This is a genomic window from Pseudomonas sp. GM102 (assembly GCF_000282555.1).
Taxonomy (GTDB): domain Bacteria; phylum Pseudomonadota; class Gammaproteobacteria; order Pseudomonadales; family Pseudomonadaceae; genus Aquipseudomonas.
In genome coordinates, this window is sequence record NZ_AKJB01000017.1 from 1 (window position 1) to 16,185 (window position 16,185).

Annotated in this window: 15 protein-coding genes; 7 read left to right on the top strand and 8 right to left on the bottom strand. The window is 59.3% G+C overall.

Annotation, left to right across the window (positions count from 1 at the left end; all coding sequences use genetic code 11):
* Nucleotides 1-1,838 (top strand): outer membrane protein assembly factor BamA (bamA, locus tag PMI18_RS24715; RefSeq protein WP_007896209.1); only part of this gene is annotated, 1,838 nt, incomplete at its 5' end.
* Between the two features lie 145 nt (nt 1,839-1,983).
* Here bamA and PMI18_RS24710 read toward each other — a convergent pair.
* The 6 genes from PMI18_RS24710 to PMI18_RS24685 form a co-directional block, all read right to left on the bottom strand.
* Entirely contained in the window at nt 1,984-2,385 is a 402-nt protein-coding gene (locus PMI18_RS24710; RefSeq protein ID WP_007896211.1) for an ExbD/TolR family protein, read from the bottom strand.
* Nucleotide 2,386: 1 nt separating this feature from the next.
* Entirely contained in the window at nt 2,387-3,109 is a 723-nt protein-coding gene (locus PMI18_RS24705) for a MotA/TolQ/ExbB proton channel family protein (RefSeq protein ID WP_007896213.1), read from the bottom strand.
* Nucleotides 3,110-3,194: 85 nt separating this feature from the next.
* Nucleotides 3,195-4,007, bottom strand: a complete 813-nt coding sequence (locus tag PMI18_RS24700) for an energy transducer TonB (RefSeq protein WP_007896214.1) — start codon at nt 4,005-4,007, stop codon at nt 3,195-3,197.
* A 48-nt stretch (nt 4,008-4,055) separates the two neighbouring features.
* A complete protein-coding gene (locus PMI18_RS24695; protein ID WP_007896215.1) occupies nt 4,056-5,081 on the bottom strand; it encodes an ABC transporter substrate-binding protein in 1,026 nt (341 codons plus the stop codon).
* A gap of 37 nt (nt 5,082-5,118) precedes the next feature.
* A complete protein-coding gene (locus PMI18_RS24690; protein ID WP_007896216.1) occupies nt 5,119-5,907 on the bottom strand; it encodes an ABC transporter ATP-binding protein in 789 nt (262 codons plus the stop codon).
* A gap of 1 nt (nt 5,908) precedes the next feature.
* A complete protein-coding gene (locus tag PMI18_RS24685; protein WP_007896217.1) occupies nt 5,909-6,781 on the bottom strand; it encodes an ABC transporter permease in 873 nt (290 codons plus the stop codon).
* 362 nt (nt 6,782-7,143) lie between these two features.
* Here PMI18_RS24685 and PMI18_RS24680 point away from each other — a divergent pair, with 362 nt between their 5' ends.
* On the top strand, nt 7,144-8,232 hold the full coding sequence (locus PMI18_RS24680) for an LLM class flavin-dependent oxidoreductase (RefSeq protein ID WP_007896218.1): 1,089 nt from the start codon (nt 7,144-7,146) through the stop codon (nt 8,230-8,232).
* Nucleotides 8,233-8,443: 211 nt separating this feature from the next.
* Here PMI18_RS24680 and PMI18_RS24675 read toward each other — a convergent pair whose 3' ends face one another.
* The gene (locus PMI18_RS24675; protein ID WP_007896219.1) at nt 8,444-9,238 is read right to left on the bottom strand and encodes a class II aldolase/adducin family protein; all 795 of its coding nucleotides are present in this window, start codon (nt 9,236-9,238) and stop codon (nt 8,444-8,446) included.
* Nucleotides 9,239-9,358: 120 nt separating this feature from the next.
* Nucleotides 9,359-10,264 carry a LysR family transcriptional regulator gene (locus tag PMI18_RS24670; protein WP_007896220.1) on the bottom strand — a complete coding sequence of 302 codons (906 nt, stop codon included), beginning with the start codon at nt 10,262-10,264 and terminating at the stop codon, nt 9,359-9,361.
* A gap of 230 nt (nt 10,265-10,494) precedes the next feature.
* Between PMI18_RS24670 and PMI18_RS24665 the strand changes: the two genes are divergently transcribed.
* The 5 genes from PMI18_RS24665 to PMI18_RS24645 all read left to right on the top strand — a co-directional run bounded on the left by PMI18_RS24665 (nt 10,495) and on the right by PMI18_RS24645 (nt 16,166).
* Nucleotides 10,495-11,103: a cysteine dioxygenase gene (locus PMI18_RS24665; RefSeq protein WP_007896221.1), complete on the top strand. Its 609-nt coding sequence runs from the start codon at nt 10,495-10,497 to the stop codon at nt 11,101-11,103.
* Nucleotides 11,100-12,698 carry a rhodanese-related sulfurtransferase gene (locus PMI18_RS24660; protein ID WP_007896222.1) on the top strand — a complete coding sequence of 533 codons (1,599 nt, stop codon included), beginning with the start codon at nt 11,100-11,102 and terminating at the stop codon, nt 12,696-12,698. Before PMI18_RS24665 ends, PMI18_RS24660 begins: the two co-directional genes overlap by 4 nt.
* A 127-nt stretch (nt 12,699-12,825) precedes the next feature.
* Nucleotides 12,826-13,794, top strand: coding sequence for an ABC transporter substrate-binding protein (locus PMI18_RS24655; RefSeq protein WP_007896225.1), 969 nt, complete (start codon nt 12,826-12,828; stop codon nt 13,792-13,794).
* Between the two features lie 12 nt (nt 13,795-13,806).
* Nucleotides 13,807-15,153: an LLM class flavin-dependent oxidoreductase gene (locus PMI18_RS24650; protein ID WP_007896227.1), complete on the top strand. Its 1,347-nt coding sequence runs from the start codon at nt 13,807-13,809 to the stop codon at nt 15,151-15,153.
* Complete coding sequence (locus PMI18_RS24645; RefSeq protein WP_007896229.1) at nt 15,150-16,166, top strand: ABC transporter substrate-binding protein; 1,017 nt, start codon at nt 15,150-15,152, stop codon at nt 16,164-16,166. Before PMI18_RS24650 ends, PMI18_RS24645 begins: the two co-directional genes overlap by 4 nt.
* Nucleotides 16,167-16,185 lie beyond the last annotated feature (19 nt).

The following is a 16,185-nucleotide window of genomic DNA, read 5'->3' on the forward strand; positions in this document are numbered from 1 at the left end:
TCCAGCACATCAACGTGGTGGGCAATACCGTCTTCACCGAAGAGCAATTGAGCGATCAATTCACCCTCAAGACCAGCAACTGGCTGTCGTTCTTCAAGAACGATGACAAGTACGCTCGTGAAAAACTCTCCGGTGACCTGGAGCGTCTGCGTTCCTACTATCTGGATCGCGGCTATATCAATATGGATATCACTTCGACCCAGGTGTCGATCACCCCGGACAAGAAACACGTCTATATCACCGTCAACGTCAACGAAGGCGAGAAGTACACCGTTCGTGACGTCAAGCTCAGCGGCGACCTGAAAGTGCCTGAAGACCAGGTCAAGTCCCTGCTGCTGGTTCAGAAAGGCCAGGTGTTCTCGCGCAAGCTGATGACCACCACGTCCGAACTGATCACCCGTCGCCTGGGCAACGAGGGTTACACCTTCGCCAACGTCAACGGCGTGCCGACCCCGCACAATGACGACCACACCGTCGACATCACGTTCGCTGTCGATCCGGGTAAACGTGCCTACGTGAACCGCATCAACTTCCGGGGCAACACCAAGACCGACGACAAAGTACTGCGCCGTGAGATGCGTCAGATGGAAGGCGGCTGGGCTTCAACCTACCTGATCGACCAGTCCAAGACGCGTCTGGAGCGTCTGGGCTTTTTCAAGGAAGTCAACGTCGAAACTCCAGCGGTAGCGGGTGTGGATGATCAGGTAGACGTGAACTACAGCGTTGAAGAGCAGGCGTCCGGTTCGATCACCGCCAGCGTCGGTTTCTCCCAGAGCTCCGGTCTGATCCTCGGTGGTTCGATCACCCAGAACAACTTTCTCGGCACCGGCAACTATGCCAGCCTGGGCCTGACTCGCTCGTCTTACCAAAGCAAGTACAACATCGGCTTCACCGACCCCTACTTCACGCCGGACGGCGTGAGCCTGGGCTACAACCTGTTCTACAACGCCACCGACTACAACGAATATTACGATGACGATTATTCGTACTATTCCATCAATAGCTATGGCGCCGGAACAACAGTCGGCTACCCGATCAATGAAACCTCAAGGCTGAGCTTCGGCGTGACGGTGCAACATGACAGCATCGAACCAGGCACCTACAGCGCCGATGAGATCTATGACTTCATCGAACGTGAAGGCAAAGAATTCAACAACCTCAAGGCTAACCTCGGTTGGTCGGAGTCGACCCTGAACCGCAGCGTACTGGCCACCCGCGGCCATTCGCAAAACCTGAACCTGATGCTGACAGTGCCCGGCAGCGACCTGAATTTCTACAAGCTCGACTACACTGGGCAAGCCTTCTTCTCGGTCACCGACGCCACCTCGCTGCGGTTCCATACCAAGCTCGGCTACGGCAACAGCTACGGCTCGACAGACGGCCTGCCGTTTTATGAAAACTACACCGCCGGAGGCGAAGGTTCGGTGCGCGGCTTCGAAAGCGGCACCCTCGGCCCACGCAACACTCCGGCCACTGGCACCTATGCCAGCGCCGGGCAGGCGTATTATTCCGACCGCGACACCGAATCGCTGGGCGGCAACATCCTCATCACCGGCGGCGTTGAATACCTGTTTCCGATGCCCTTCATCAAAGACAACAAATCCGTGCGCACTTCGGTGTTCTGGGACGTTGGCAGCGTCTACTCCAACAAATGCCACCTTAGCACCACCCAGGGTTGCGACGGGGTCGACCTCGACCAGATGGCCAGTTCGGTTGGGGTTGGGGTTACTTGGTATAGCCCGTTGGGGCCATTGAGCGCTAACGTGGCATTCCCGGTGCGCACACCCGAAAATGCTGATACACAGGTGTTTCAGTTTTCCTTGGGACAGACGTTTTGAGCTGAGCAATGCAGGCATGGATGCATGCATCTCAATGCATGCAGTTGAGGTATGGCCGTCGGTTTCATGAGCAAGCGGAGTTCGCTCGCCAAACGCGGCCTCCCCCATCATTCACCGCCCACATCCAATGCAATAAACCCGAATCCTATTTCGCCGTTATCACCGACAGCCTGGTAATCCCCGCCCGCTCGATCGAGGCCATCGCCCGCGCGACTTCACCATAATTCACCCCGTTGTCCGCCTGCAGCTGCACGCGCACATCGGGGTTTTTCGCCTTGGCCGCCTGCAGGTTGAACTCGAGCAGATCCGCCTGGATCTCGTCTTTGTTGATGAACACCTTGCCCTTGTCATCGATGCTCACCACCAGCGGGTCTTTCTGTTCCACCGGCGCCACCGACTCGGTCTTTGGCAGGTTGATCGGAATTGCGTTGGTCAGCAGCGGCGCGGTGACGATGAACACCACCAGCAGCACCAACATGACGTCCACCAGTGGCGTAACGTTGATCTCGCTGAGCACTTCATCGCTGTCTTGTGTGGAGAAGGCCATTTCAGGAGGCCTCCTTTATTTGCTGTCCAGCGACGGTCGCGCCGGATTTGCTCAGGACCGGGTGTAGCAGCACACGGAACGAATGCTTCTGCGCCAGGCTGTAGAAGTCATGGGCGAAGTCGTCGAGGTCGGCGGCGGTCAGCTTCAGGCGACGCAAAAAGTAGTTGTAGACCAGCACCGCGGGCACCGCGACGGCAATCCCGACACCGGTGGCGACGAGTGCGGCACCGATCGGGCCGGCCACGGTTTCAAGGCTCGCCGAGCCCGCTGCACTGATGCCTTTCAACGCCGACATGATCCCCCACACAGTGCCGAAAAGACCGATAAAGGGCGAGGTGCTGCCGATACTGGCGAGAATCGCCAGGCCACTTTCCAGCGAGCGACGTTCTCGCACGATCTGCTGGCGCAGGGCGCGTTCGAGACGGTCTTGATGGTTGATCGACTGACTGAGATCGGTGTTCTGGTTGTCGCTGACTTGAATCGCCGCATAACCGGCCAGCGCCACGCGTGCCGCCGCGCCGGGTTGGTTGTGAGCGAGTTCGGCTGCCGAGTCGAGGCTGGAGGCCGCCCAAAAGTGTTTATGGAATTTTCGATCCTGCGTCTTGAGCCGGGTGAACTGCACGCCCTTGAGCAAGGCAAGGCCCCAGGTGGCCACGGAAAAGAGGATCAACAGCCAGATGACGGTATGTTCGATGGACTCAAAGGGGGATGCGATCAGGTTCATGGTCAGGCTCTCCAACAAGGCAATGGATCAGTTGTAGCGATGCGCCTTTTGTCAGGTGGCCCGCGGTTCTATCGATGGGGTTGAGTTACTTGATTTTGAAGTCGATGGGCACGCTGACCCAGCCGTCCTGGGCAATATCGCCCTGCTTGGCCGGGACGAAACTCCAGCGCTTGACCGCAGCCAGTGCGGCGTCATCGAGTTGATCTCGGCCACTGCTTTTCTGGATCTGGATTTCACCGGGTTTGCCGCTGGCCAGGACATGCACCCGCAGCAGCACGGTGCCTTCCCAGCCGCGACGCATCGCCAGCGAGGGGTATTCCGGCGCCGGGTTCTTCAGGTAACCGGCGCTGGCGGACGCCGGGGTCACCGGTTTCGGCGCCGGCGGTGCTGGGGGTGCAGGCGTGGCGACCGGTTGTGGCGCCGCGGGCGGCGCCGGTGCTTGCTCTACCGCCTTGGCCACGGGTTTAGGCAGCGGTTTAACTACGGGTTTTGGTTTGGGAATGGGCTTGGGTGGCGGCGGTTTCACAGCCAGCTCATCTTCAACCGGCGGTGGTGGTTCGACCACGGGCTGGGGAATCGGCTCGGGCGGTGGCGGCATCACCACCGGTGGTGCCGGCTGCGAGAACTCGATAGTCATCGGCGGAATTTCCGGTGGCACCACTGGCAATGTCGGCGGCGGTGTCTGGTTGACCCAGACAATCACCGCGCCGTGCAACACCAAGGCAAACACCCCGAGCAAGACCCCTTCACGACGACTCAACACACGCTTGGGCGTGCTGTGCAGCCGCGACAGTGCCAGGGGTTCGCGGAAAACCCGGCCAAGGTCGAGCAGCTCGCCACCGGGTGCCGGGTGCCGAAACACCTCTAGGGCACTTGCAGCGCTCTGGACATTGCCCATTCATTGACTCCTGTAAACATTCAAATTGAACACGCGCCTGGACCCGGACTAACGTGCCGGCTCCGATTGCGTCAATGTCAAAGGCACCAGGGAAAACACTTGATCATCCGTCAGCTTTTGCACATCGACACGATGGGGGAAAATGTTCTTTTCCACGAACAAGTCATCGACTTGCTGTAGCGCCTGAACATCCCGTGGTTCGAGCGGCAACAGCGCTTCGTCACCCCAGCTGCGTAGTCGCTGCGAGACTTCCAGGGGAATATCGTTGACCTTGGCGAACACCCGCGCATATTCGTCGGGGTGTTGCCGGGCCCATTCGAAGGCCTTGGCGAAACGCTGCAACACGTCGCTAAGTGCTTTGCGCTTGAGTGGGTCGGTGAGCACTTCATCGGAAGCCGTGATGAAGGTCAGCCCGGTGTTGATCCCCTCGCCGCTGATCAGCACCCGTGCGCCCTGCTGCTCGGCAAATGCCTGATAGATACCGAAAGTGGCCCAGGCTTCGATCTTGCCGGCGTTGAATGCGGACAAGGCATCGGTCGGCAGGACGAACCCGACCTTGACGTCCTGTTCATCAACGCCCGCGTTGGCCAGCGCGCGAATCAACAGGTATTGGGAAATGCTGCCGCGGGCCGAAGACACCACGACATTGCGGCCTTTCAAATCGGCAACGGTGCGGATATCCGAATCGGCTGGAACCAGGATCGCAATGCCCCTTGATTGACTGCGCCGTACCGCGACGATGCGCAGTGGCGTGCCCCCGGTCGCGGCGGCAAGCACCGGGGTATCACCGGCCGGCGCCAGATCGACGGCACCGGCGCGCAAAGCTTCGAACAAGGGAGCGGCCCCCTGGAAGTTCGCCCATTCAACTTTGTAGTCGATGCCCTCCAACGCATTCGCCGCCTCGACCACGGTACGCAAGCCCTTGGCTTGATCGCCCAGAATCAGCTTCACGCCGGACAAGTCTGACTTGGCAGCGGATGAAGATTGAGGCGCAACCGTGTCACCGCAACCGCCGAGCAACAACGCGATGCTGGACAACAACACCAGCGCAGATTTCCGAACGAGGATCGGCATAACAGAACATTCCCGTATCAATGAATTGGAAGCTGCGTCAGCCATGGGCAAAACGCCGGACTGTGCTGTTCGTGAGCTGACGTTCAGCCACGGCAACGGTTTCCACTTCGACCCCCAACAAACTCAGCAAGCGCGCACGGATTTCCTGAAAACCCTCCTGACCGGTGTCTCGAGCTCGCGGCAGACCGATCGACAATTGTTCGGCGATCTTGCCGTTGGCCAGCACGATCACCCGGTCGGCCAGCAGGATGGCTTCGTCCACGTCATGGGTGACCAGCAGCACCGCCGGGTTGTGTTTGCGCCACAACTCGATGATCAGCCGATGCATGCGAATCCGCGTCAGTGCGTCGAGCGCGGCGAAGGGTTCGTCGAGCAGCAACAGCTTGGGTTCGCGCACCAGCCCACGGGCCAGTGCCACGCGTTGCGCTTCGCCACCGGAGAGCGTGGCCGGGTAAGCTTCAAGCCGATGGGCCAGTCCCACCTCCGTCAGAGCCTGCAGCGCACGAGCCTTGGCGTCCGGGGTGTGCAGACCGAGAATCACGTTCTTCCAGGCGCGCTTCCACGGCATCAATCGGGGCTCCTGAAATACCGCGGCCCGTGCCTTGGGCACCCGCAGCTGACCGCTGTCGATACTGTCCAGGCCGGCCAGGCTGCGCAGCAAGGTGGTCTTTCCCGAACCACTGGCCCCGAGCAGCGCGACGAATTCGCCCGGTGCGATGTCCAGGTCCAGGCCATCGATGACCCGTTGCTGGCCGAATTGGCGCACCACATTACGCAGTTGTACCGGTGCTTCTGACTGCAGGTTTTTTGCGGCGATAGTCGACATGTCAGTTCCTCACAAAAGATGGGCGCCAGGCCAGGGCAAAACGCTCCAGCGTGCGAATCAGTCCGTCGATCAATAAGCCGAGGACGCTGTAAATAAGCAGGCAGATAACGATCACGTCGGTGCGCATGAAGTCCCGCGCATCACTGGCCAGAAAACCGATACCGGCGGTGGTGTTGATCTGTTCGACGAACACCAGGGCCAGCCAGGAAATCCCCAGCGAGTAACGCAGGCCGACAAAGAATGAGGGTAAGGAGCCCGGCAGGATCACATGCCAGATCAACTCGCGACGACTCAGGCCCAGGGTGTTGGCGGCCTCGATCAATTTGGGGTCGATGTTGCGAATCCCGGCGAACAGGTTCAGGTACACCGGGAAGGTGGTACCGGTGACGATCAGCGCGATCTTGGTGAACTCGCCGATGCCGAACCAGAGGATGAACAACGGCACCAGCGCCAGGGAGGGAATGGTGCGCAACATCTGCATCGGCGAATCGAGGATGACCTCACCGCGCTTGGACAAACCGGTGATCAGTGCCGCGACGACGCCGACGCTGACGCCGATACTCAAGCCCAGCAGCGCGCGCTGCAGCGACACCAGCAAATGCTTGCCCAGCTCCCCGGAGACGATCATCGCCCAGAGGGTGCCGCCGATTTGCGAGGGTGCGGCGATGATCCGTTGTGGGATCAGGCCGAGCTGCGACGCCAGTTCCCACAAGAGCAGCAACGCAATCGGACTGAGCAAGCGCAGAAAGACTTCGGGGGTTCGCCAGTTGTATAGCCAGCCGGGGATCAGCTTCGACGCACCCTGGCTTTCAATAGCCTTGCTGACAGAAAACGAGCTACTAGTGCTCTGCGTATCGAAGGTCTTTTCGGTCATTAGGCTTCCTTCCTCATCAAGAATATGGCTTCGGATTCATGCTATTCGCATAAAAAACGCCAGTGAAATTCTTTTTGGGAATAACCTAATATGATTAAAAATCAGATAGAAAATAATCCAGATAAATTATTTGCATAATTAAACCGTGCAACGCACGTCCTGTGGCGGATGCATTCCTGACGCCGATTAAAATGCGCATTACTGATATCTTCAATTTTGTATGATTCATTTAATTAATAATTAACTTAGAACAAAACGGCATTTCACAGCCCTGCCCCACGGCGCCTATTTTCGACGTCACAGACCGACCCCCTGCCCGGTGGAGGCTTGAATCACGCCTATCCAAAGACAAGGAACTCAGCATGAGCATCGAATTTATCGGTTACATCGGTGGCCACCAATCCTCGGAAACCCAGCCGCGCAGCGGCCCGGTGTTGCAGCCCGAATATGTGGAGACCGTCGCCCGCGCCCATGAGGAAGCCGGTTTCGACCGTGCCCTTGTGGCGTTCCACTCCAACAGTCCGGACAGCACGCTGATTGCCTCCCACGCCGCCAGTGTGACGAAAAAGCTCAAGTTCCTGATTGCCCATCGACCGGGATTCGCCGCCCCTACCCTGGCCGCACGACAGTTCACCACCCTCGATGTGTTCAATGGTGGGCGCACTGCCGTGCACATCATCACCGGCGGCGATGATCGCGAATTGCGAGCCGATGGAAGCTACATCGGCAAAGACGAGCGCTACGCCCGCACCGATGAATACCTCGACGTGCTACGTCAGGAATGGACCGGCGAAAATCCCTTCGACTATCAGGGCAAGTACTACCAGGTCGAGGGTGCGCACTCGCAAGTGAAGTCGCCACAACAGCCACACATACCGCTGTATTTTGGTGGCTCATCGGCGGCGGCCATCGCGGTGGCGGGTAAGCATGCGGACGTTTACGCGCTGTGGGGCGAAACCTGCGAACAGGTGCGCGAAGTGGTGAATCAGGTGCGCGCCGAGGCGGCCAAACATGGGCGCAGCATTCGTTTCAGCCTGTCGTTGCGACCGATTCTGGCCGACACCGAAGCGCAAGCCTGGGAACGTGCCGAGCGCATCCTGCAACAAGCCACAGCATTGGCCGAACAAAACGGTTTTGTTCGTCGCGAACCACCGAACGAAGGCTCCCGACGCTTGCTGGCGGCCGCAGCCCAAGGCTCGCGTCTGGATAAGCGCCTGTGGACCGGAATCGCCGGCCTGCTCGGCGCACAAGGCAATTCGACCTCGCTGGTCGGCACCCCGGAACAAGTCGCCGAAGCCCTGCTCGACTACTACGACCTGGGCATCACCACGTTCCTGATCCGCGGCTTTGACCCACTCAACGATGCCATCGATTATGGCAAGCGCCTGATCCCGCTGACCCGTCAACTGGTGGCCGAACGTGAACGGCAAGCGGCGGAAAAAGTCGCGTAAAGCACTGCGCATGTAGGGTGTTCGCAAGGATTGTGTTCACCACCAATCCCTGTAGGAGCAAAGCTTGCTCGCGAAGACGGCGGCACATTCAACAGAGATGTTGACTGACAGACCGTTTTCGCGAGCAAGCTTCGCTCCTACATTTTGATCGGCAGTGATCGCAAGTTTGGTGTCTGACACATCACCTCTGTATTCACCTGGGATATCTGGCTCAGTTCTTGTAATCGGTATCACTGCGCTCCAACTGTCGAATCAGCGCATCCCAGTGCCGCGCAACACCCGGCCCGTCACCACTTTTGAACACCTCGGCCTGCTTCTCGACCTTGGCCACCACCTCGGCCGGCGGGAAGATCAGCTCGGCATTGCCACCGGCCTGCGCCGCGATCTGAATGTTGCAGGCACGTTCCAGGCCGTGCAGTTGCTGGAAGGCGTGTTCAACGCTGACACCGGCGGTCAGCAGTCCGTGGTTGCGCAGGATCAGCACACTTTTGTCCCCCAGATCCGCCACCAGCCGTTCACGCTCGTCCAGATCCAGGGCGATGCCTTCGTAACCGTGATAGGCCACCCGCCCGGAAAAACCGATGGAATGCTGCGAGATCGGCAACAGCCCGTCGCGCTGCGCCGATACCGCGATGCCGTCGCGGGTGTGGGTATGCAGGACCGCTTGCAGGTCGGGACGCGCACCGTGAATGGCGCTGTGGATCACATACCCGGCGTAGTTGATGCCCAGGCCGGTCGGGTCATCGACGATGGTGCCGTCGATGTCGACCTTGACCAGGTTGGACGCAGTAATTTCATCGAACAACAACCCGAAGGCATTGATCAGGAAATGTTCCTCAGGCCCCGGCACCCGCGCGGAAAAGTGCGTGTAGATGTGGTCAGTCCACTTGAACAACGCCGCCAACCGATAGGCTGCGGCCAGTTTGACCCGCACTTCCCATTCTTCGGGAGTGACGCGCTGACGAACATTTTTCGAGACGCTGGATAACGGGCTGACGCTGCTCATGGCAAAACTTCCTGGATGGCCTTAAGGATTTCCAGCCAGCCTAGGGGATGCCAAAAAATAATAAAAAGCACATTTTAATCTAAGCTAATTATCATTTTTTTTTATGTCTTCAGTTGCTGATCATGCCGCGTTCTTGATCTTCTGCAGCGACCCGGCGACCAGTTTGCCAAAGGCATCGACCGGCCCTTGCAGGTTGCCGAGAAAGTGCGGGTAGATCAGCCACAGGTCCATCAGCGGTTTGAAATCCTTGAGCGGCATCACCGCCAACTGATCGAAATGCGCACTGCGCTCCAGCAACGGACGCGGCACCAGCCCGAGCCCCAGACCGTCGGCGACCAGGCCCAACTGCAATTCAGTACCGAAGGTTTCCAGATTGACCCTCAGAGCCAGCCCCTGGTCAGACAAGGTTCGTTGCAACCCGGCGCGAAAACCGCAGCCGTCAGGGTTGAGAATCCAGCCACTCTGGTAAACGTCGGCGAGTTTGCACGCACGCTTGGACACTTGCGCCTTGGCGCAGACCACCACCAGTTCCATCTTGCCGATGGACTCACCGACGATGTTGTCCGGAAAAATCTTGCCCGCCGGGAACAGCGCCGCCGCGGCGTCCAGTTCACCGCGTTCGATCTTGCCGACCAGTTGACTGCCCCACCCTGTTGCAACCTGCGCGCGCAATTCGGGGTATTCGACGCGCAGATGCTTGAGGGCATCGAGCAGCACCACATCGCCGATGGTTTGCGGAACGCCCAGGCGCAACAGCCCGGTGGGCGGCGCATCGGTGGCCACGAGTTCGCGCAACGCGTCCATTTCCCGCAGGATCAAACGGCACTGTTCGTACACCCGCGTGCCAATCAACGTGGGCTTGAGCGGCTTGGTGTTGCGGTCGAAAAGCTCCACGCCCAACGCCTGCTCGAAGTTCTGCACACGCCGGGTAATCGCCGGCTGGGTCAATTGCAGCGACTCGGCCGCATGGCTGATGGACTGGCAACGAATCACTTCGACGAAGGCATCGATATCATCAATTTTCATTTGGCCCGCACATAGAGAACAGTCAATAAGATGTCTGAAAAGCATAGTTCTATTGCTGGAGTCTGGATAGCCCGGAGCGCTCCCTGGCTCCTATCGATAACGTATAACGCTATTCAATCGAGTTCTTAATTCCTTTCAGCTATAACCTAATCATTAAAAAATAGCATATTAAGAACAATCATTATGCTTAGATAATCACAACAACCTTCGAAACGAACGATGGAATCGCCATGACCCAGGCCCGACACCCAGAGAGACTCAGAGCATTCATAGGCGCCTTGGCTGAACTGATCGACAGCCACCCGCGCGAGGGTGACCTGCTGCATCGCGGAGGCCAGCTGCTCGGCCAATTGGTCAGCCACGACGACTGGCTGCCAGAAGACTTTGCCCGCCCCGATCCGCAGCGTTATCAGCAATACCTGTTGCATGCCGATTCACGACAGCGCTTCAGCGTCGTCAGTTTTGTCTGGGGGCCGGGGCAACGCACGCCAATCCACGATCATCGGGTCTGGGGCCTGATCGGCATGTTGCGCGGTGCCGAATATTCCCAAGGTTTCGCCCGCCACACCGACGGCACGCTGGTGGCCGAGGGCAACCTGACTCAGCTGCAACCCGGCCAGGTCGAAGCGGTGTCGCCCAAGATTGGCGACATTCATCAAGTCAGCAATGCCTTTGATGATCAGGTGTCCATCAGCATCCATGTCTATGGCGCCAACATAGGCGCCGTGCGCCGCGCGGTGTATCAGCCCGACGGCAGCGAAAAACTGTTTATCTCCGGTTATTCCAACGCCTTTCTCCCCAACATCTGGGATCTGTCCAAAGAGAGCCAAGCCTTATGAGTACAAGCCCTGTAAAAAAAGAGCTGATCCGCTCCTTCACCGAGATTCGAAAGGCACTGTTGAACAAAGAAGAACTAGCCCTCGTCGATGTGCGTGAAGAAGCGCCCTTCGCTGAGGCGCACCCGTTGTTCGCCGCCAACATTCCACTGTCCAGGCTTGAGCTGGAGGTGTACTCGCGGATCCCGCGGCTGGATACCCCGGTGACCGTCTACGACAACGGCGAAGGCCTCGCACAGATCGCCGCTCAGCGCTTGCAAGAGCTCGGCTACATCAATGTCGGCTTGCTGGAGGGTGGCCTGGACGGTTGGCGCCGTGCCGGTGGCGAGCTGTTTATCGACGTCAACGTGCCGAGCAAAGCCTTTGGCGAACTGGTGGAGAGCCAGCGTCACACGCCATCCCTGGCGGCGGAAGAAGTGCAGGCACTGCTCGACAGCGAAGCCGATGTGGTGGTGCTCGACGCCCGGCGCTTCGATGAATATCAAACCATGAGCATTCCCACCGGCATCAGCGTTCCGGGCGCGGAGCTGGTATTGCGTGTCCGAGAACTGGCGCCGGACCCGGCAACGCGGATCATCGTCAACTGCGCCGGTCGCACCCGCAGCATCATCGGCACTCAGTCGTTGATCAATTCCGGTATCGCCAACCCGGTTTCAGCCTTGCGCAACGGCACCATCGGCTGGACCCTGGCCGGTCAAAAACTGCAACACGGCCAGTCGCGCCGTTTTGCGCCGACCAGCGAAGAACACCGACACATCGCCGCCCAGGATGCCCGTCGCGTTGCCGACAAAGCCCTCGTCGGCCGTGCAACTCTGACCGACTTGCAAGGCTGGCAACAAGAAGCAACCCGCAGCACTTACCTGTTCGACGTCCGCACCCCGGAAGAATTTGAAACCGGCCACCTGCCCTCGGCCCGCTCGACACCGGGCGGCCAACTGGTGCAGGAAACCGATCACTTTGCCAGCGTGCGCGGTGCGCGCCTGGTACTGGTCGATGACGATGGCGTGAGGGCCAACATGTCCGCGTCCTGGCTTTCGCAATTGGGGTGGGAGGTGCATGTGCTGGATGACGTGCAGCCTGCGCATTTCAGCGAGAAAGGTGCCTGGCAGGCGCCGGTCCCCACGCCGCAGCAAGCCGAGGAAATCAGCCCCGAAACCCTGGCCGAATGGCTGACCCATGGCGACAGTGTGGTGCTGGATTTCACCAGCAGCGCCAACTACGTCAAACGCCATATCCCCGGTGCATGGTGGGCACTGCGCGGGCAATTGCGCGAAGCGCTGGCCAACGTACCGGCCGCACAACGCTACGTGCTGACCTGTGGCAGCAGCCAATTGGCACGGCTGGCTGTCGCTGATGTCGAGGCCCTGACCGGCAAACCCGTGTTCCTGCTCAAGGGCGGCACGGCCAGCTGGATCGCTGCGCAACTGCCACTGCAAGACGGTGAAACTCATCTGGCTTCACCGCGCATTGATCGCTATCGCCGCCCCTATGAAGGCACCGACAGTCCTCGCGAAGCAATGCAAGCCTATCTGGACTGGGAATATGGATTGGTGGCGCAACTGGCCCGCGACGCCACCCATGGCTTTTTTGTGATCTGAGCCCTTAAGGCTTCTGCGCCGTATACCGGGCAGCGCCACTTGATACGCCCAACGTTGAATTCAGCCCGACCCCTTTCTCCAGGCGGAGGTGACATGAAGCATCAAGTCCCGCCTGGAGCATGCTGCTATGAGTTTCACCCAGCCGTTCAAACATCTGCTGATCGCCACCGTCCTCACCTTTGGCGCCGTCACTCACGCCGCCGACCTGCAACCGCTGTTGGTGGCCAATCAAAAGTCCACGATCAAGGTACTGCTGGAGGTCTCCGGTGAACTGAAAAATGTGCCCTACCAGATCCAGTTCTCCGAGTTCCCCGCCGCCGCGCCGTTAGGTGAAGCGTTGAACGCTGGAGCGGTAGACATCGGCGCCCTGGGCGATGCGCCTTATGTGTTCGCCCTCGGCGCCGGTGCGCCGCTCAAAGTGGTCAGCATCATTCATGCCGAGGGGCGCAATACCACTGCCATTCTTGTGCCCAAGGATTCACCGATCAAGGATGTCTCAGGCCTCAAGGGCAAGCGCATCGTCACCACACGCGGCTCGATCGGGCATTACCTGGCCATCAAGGCCCTGCGCGGCGCCGGCCTGAGCACCCAGGATGTGCAGTTCGTTTTCCTGCTGCCCAGCGAGTCAAGACTGGTGCTGGATAACGGCACCGCGGATGCCTGGTCCACGTGGGATCCCTACACCACCGTCGTCACCTCTCAGAGTCAGGCCAAGATCCTGGTCAGCGGCAGCAACCTGCTGAGCAATCACCTTTATCTCGCAGCCACCGACAAGGCCATCGTCGATAAGCGCCAGCAACTGGACGACTTCGTCGCCCGGGTCGACCGGGCCTACCGCTGGAGCAACGAGCACCCCAATGAGTACGCCGCCGCCCAGGCCAAAATCACCGGCCTGCCCCTGGCGGTGCATGTGGCCGTGGCCAAGGCGACCCACATGCAACCGGTGGTGATTGACGACACGGTCGTCAGCGGCTTGCAGGCCACCGCCGATATCTATCAGGAAGAAGGCTTGCTGACCCGACACATCGACGTCTCCCAAGGCTTCGACAAGAGCTTCAACACCAAACGTCCCCCACTTACCCAGGCTTCGCGCTAAAGGAGTAGAACCATGAGCAAACAACGCCAACTCAAACTCGGGGCGATGATCCATGGCGTCGGCCATGGTTGGGGCGAATGGCGCCACCCGCAAGCCCTGCCCAATGCCAGCGTGAATTTCGGTTTCTATCAGCAGCAAACGCAACTGGCCGAAGCGGCGAAGTTCGACTTCGTGTTTATCGCCGACAGCCTGCACATCCATGAGAAGTCGAGCCCGCACTACCTCAATCGCTTCGAGCCGCTGACCATCCTCTCGGCGCTGGCCGCGACCACTCGCCATATCGGCCTGGTAGCAACCGTCACCGTCAGTTACACCGAACCGTTCCAGGTGGCGCGCCAGTTTGCGTCCCTGGACCACATCAGCGGCGGTCGTGCCGGCTGGAACGTGGTGACCTCCTGGCTCAGCGGCACCGCCGATAATTTCGGCAAGGCCGAGCACCCGCCCCATGCGGTGCGCTACCGCATCGCCAAGGAGCATGTGAATGTGGTCAAGGGGTTGTGGGACTCCTGGGAAGACGACGCCTTCGCCTACAACAAGCAAAGCGGCGAGTTTTTCACCCCCGGCAAACTGCATGCGCTGGCGCACAAAGGTGAATTTTTCTCGGTAAAAGGCCCGCTCAACATCGCCCGCTCCCGGCAAGGTCAGCCAGTGATTTTCCAGGCCGGCACCTCTGAGGACGGACGTAATTTCGCCGCTGCGAATTCCGATGCGATTTTCGTCAGCCCCGAGGGGTTCGACGAAGCACGCGCCTACTATCAGGACCTGAAAAAGCGCGCCAGCGGCTTCGGCCGGGATGCACAAAAGCTGTCGATCCTGCCGGGCATCCGTCCGATCGTTGGCCGCGATGAAGCAGAAGTTGAAAGCCGCTATCAGCAAGCGGTGGAACTGGTGAGTATTGAGGATGCGATCGTCGCCCTCGGCAGGCCGTTCAATGACCATGATTTCAGTCAGTACCCATTGGATGCGCCATTCCCCGAGCTGGGTGACTTAGGCTCCAATAGCCAGAAAGGCGGCTCGGACCGGATCAAACAACTGGCCAAAGACGAAGGCCTGACCTTGCGCGAAGTGGCCCTGCGTTTCTCCCGGCCACGGCGCGATTTCGTCGGCACGCCTGAGCAGGTTGCCGATGCCATTCAAATTTGGTTCGAAGAAGGCGCATCTGACGGTTTCATCATTAATTCGGTGCTGCCGGACGGTCTGCAATATTTCACCGAACTCGTCGTGCCGGTGCTGCAACAGCGCGGTCTGTTTCGCGATGAATACAGCGGCACGACCCTGCGCGACAACCTTGGACTTGAGGCACCCGCCAACCGTTACACAACCGCCCAGGCTCACCCGAAGAGCGAGGCACTGGCATGAGCGAATCCTTTAATCGCCTGCCGGGGCAGTTCAATCGTCGCGGCTTCCTGACGGCCAGTTCACTCGCCCTCGGGGCGCTGGGGCTGTCCTCGATGGGATTGGCTTCGCGTGCGTTCGCGCAAAACACCTCGCTTTCGGACCTGACCCTGGGCGTCGCCACTTATCGCGGCCAGGAATCGTATTTCACCGAAGACGCCGGCACCGCTAACCGCCCTTACAAAGTCGATTACGCGGAATTTGCCGGCGGCAACCTGATCGTCGAAGCGCTGGCCTCGGGCAGCCTGGACATCGGCTCCATGAGCGAGATCCCACCGATCTTCTCTATCCAGAGCCATCGCCAACCGCGACTCATCGCAGTGATACAAGGCGACGTGAACAACCAGGTGTTCCTGATTCCCAAGGACTCGAAACTCGAATCGGTCGGGCAGTTGCGCGGCAAACGGGTCGGGTACGTGCGCTCGACCACCTCGCATTACTTTCTGATCAAGGCACTGAAAGAACAGGGCCTGACGATGAACGACATCACGGCGGTAGCGCTCACGCCGCAGGATGGTTTCAGTGCTTTCCAGAGCGGTCAGCTCGATGCCTGGGTGATTTATGGGGTGTTTATCCAGTTGGCGAAATTCCGCAGTGGCGCCCGGGTGTTGAAAACCGCTGAGGGTTATTTGTCCGGCAACTACTTGATGGCAGCGCGCCCCGCGGCCCTCGAAGACCCGCTGCGCAAACAAGCGATTCAGGACTACTTGCAGCGTACGGCGCGCACGCTGGAATGGATCAATAACAACCCCGAACCCTGGGCCGTCAAATCCGCGCAGCTACTGGGCGTCGACAAAGCGGTGTTTCTCGACATGTACAACAGCCGCAGCCAGCCGTGGAAAGTCATCGAGGTGGACGACCAGGCGATAGCCTCGCAACAGGAGGTCGCGGATTTGTTCTTCGCTGCGGGTGTGTTGAGCGAACGGTTGGATGTCAGTCCGTTGTGGGACCGGCAGTTCAAGTTGTTGCCGATATGAGCCCTAAAGTCGACTTCTA

Coding starts and splice junctions, on each gene's coding strand:
- PMI18_RS24710 (WP_007896211.1), bottom strand. CDS start 2,385: ATGGCCTTCTCCACACAAGACAGCGATGAAGTGCTCAGCGAGATCAAC.
- PMI18_RS24705 (WP_007896213.1), bottom strand. CDS start 3,109: ATGAACCTGATCGCATCCCCCTTTGAGTCCATCGAACATACCGTCATC.
- PMI18_RS24700 (WP_007896214.1), bottom strand. CDS start 4,007: ATGGGCAATGTCCAGAGCGCTGCAAGTGCCCTAGAGGTGTTTCGGCAC.
- PMI18_RS24695 (WP_007896215.1), bottom strand. CDS start 5,081: ATGCCGATCCTCGTTCGGAAATCTGCGCTGGTGTTGTTGTCCAGCATC.
- PMI18_RS24690 (WP_007896216.1), bottom strand. CDS start 5,907: ATGTCGACTATCGCCGCAAAAAACCTGCAGTCAGAAGCACCGGTACAA.
- PMI18_RS24685 (WP_007896217.1), bottom strand. CDS start 6,781: ATGACCGAAAAGACCTTCGATACGCAGAGCACTAGTAGCTCGTTTTCT.
- PMI18_RS24680 (WP_007896218.1), top strand. CDS start 7,144: ATGAGCATCGAATTTATCGGTTACATCGGTGGCCACCAATCCTCGGAA.
- PMI18_RS24675 (WP_007896219.1), bottom strand. CDS start 9,238: ATGAGCAGCGTCAGCCCGTTATCCAGCGTCTCGAAAAATGTTCGTCAG.
- PMI18_RS24670 (WP_007896220.1), bottom strand. CDS start 10,264: ATGAAAATTGATGATATCGATGCCTTCGTCGAAGTGATTCGTTGCCAG.
- PMI18_RS24665 (WP_007896221.1), top strand. CDS start 10,495: ATGACCCAGGCCCGACACCCAGAGAGACTCAGAGCATTCATAGGCGCC.
- PMI18_RS24660 (WP_007896222.1), top strand. CDS start 11,100: ATGAGTACAAGCCCTGTAAAAAAAGAGCTGATCCGCTCCTTCACCGAG.
- PMI18_RS24655 (WP_007896225.1), top strand. CDS start 12,826: ATGAGTTTCACCCAGCCGTTCAAACATCTGCTGATCGCCACCGTCCTC.
- PMI18_RS24650 (WP_007896227.1), top strand. CDS start 13,807: ATGAGCAAACAACGCCAACTCAAACTCGGGGCGATGATCCATGGCGTC.
- PMI18_RS24645 (WP_007896229.1), top strand. CDS start 15,150: ATGAGCGAATCCTTTAATCGCCTGCCGGGGCAGTTCAATCGTCGCGGC.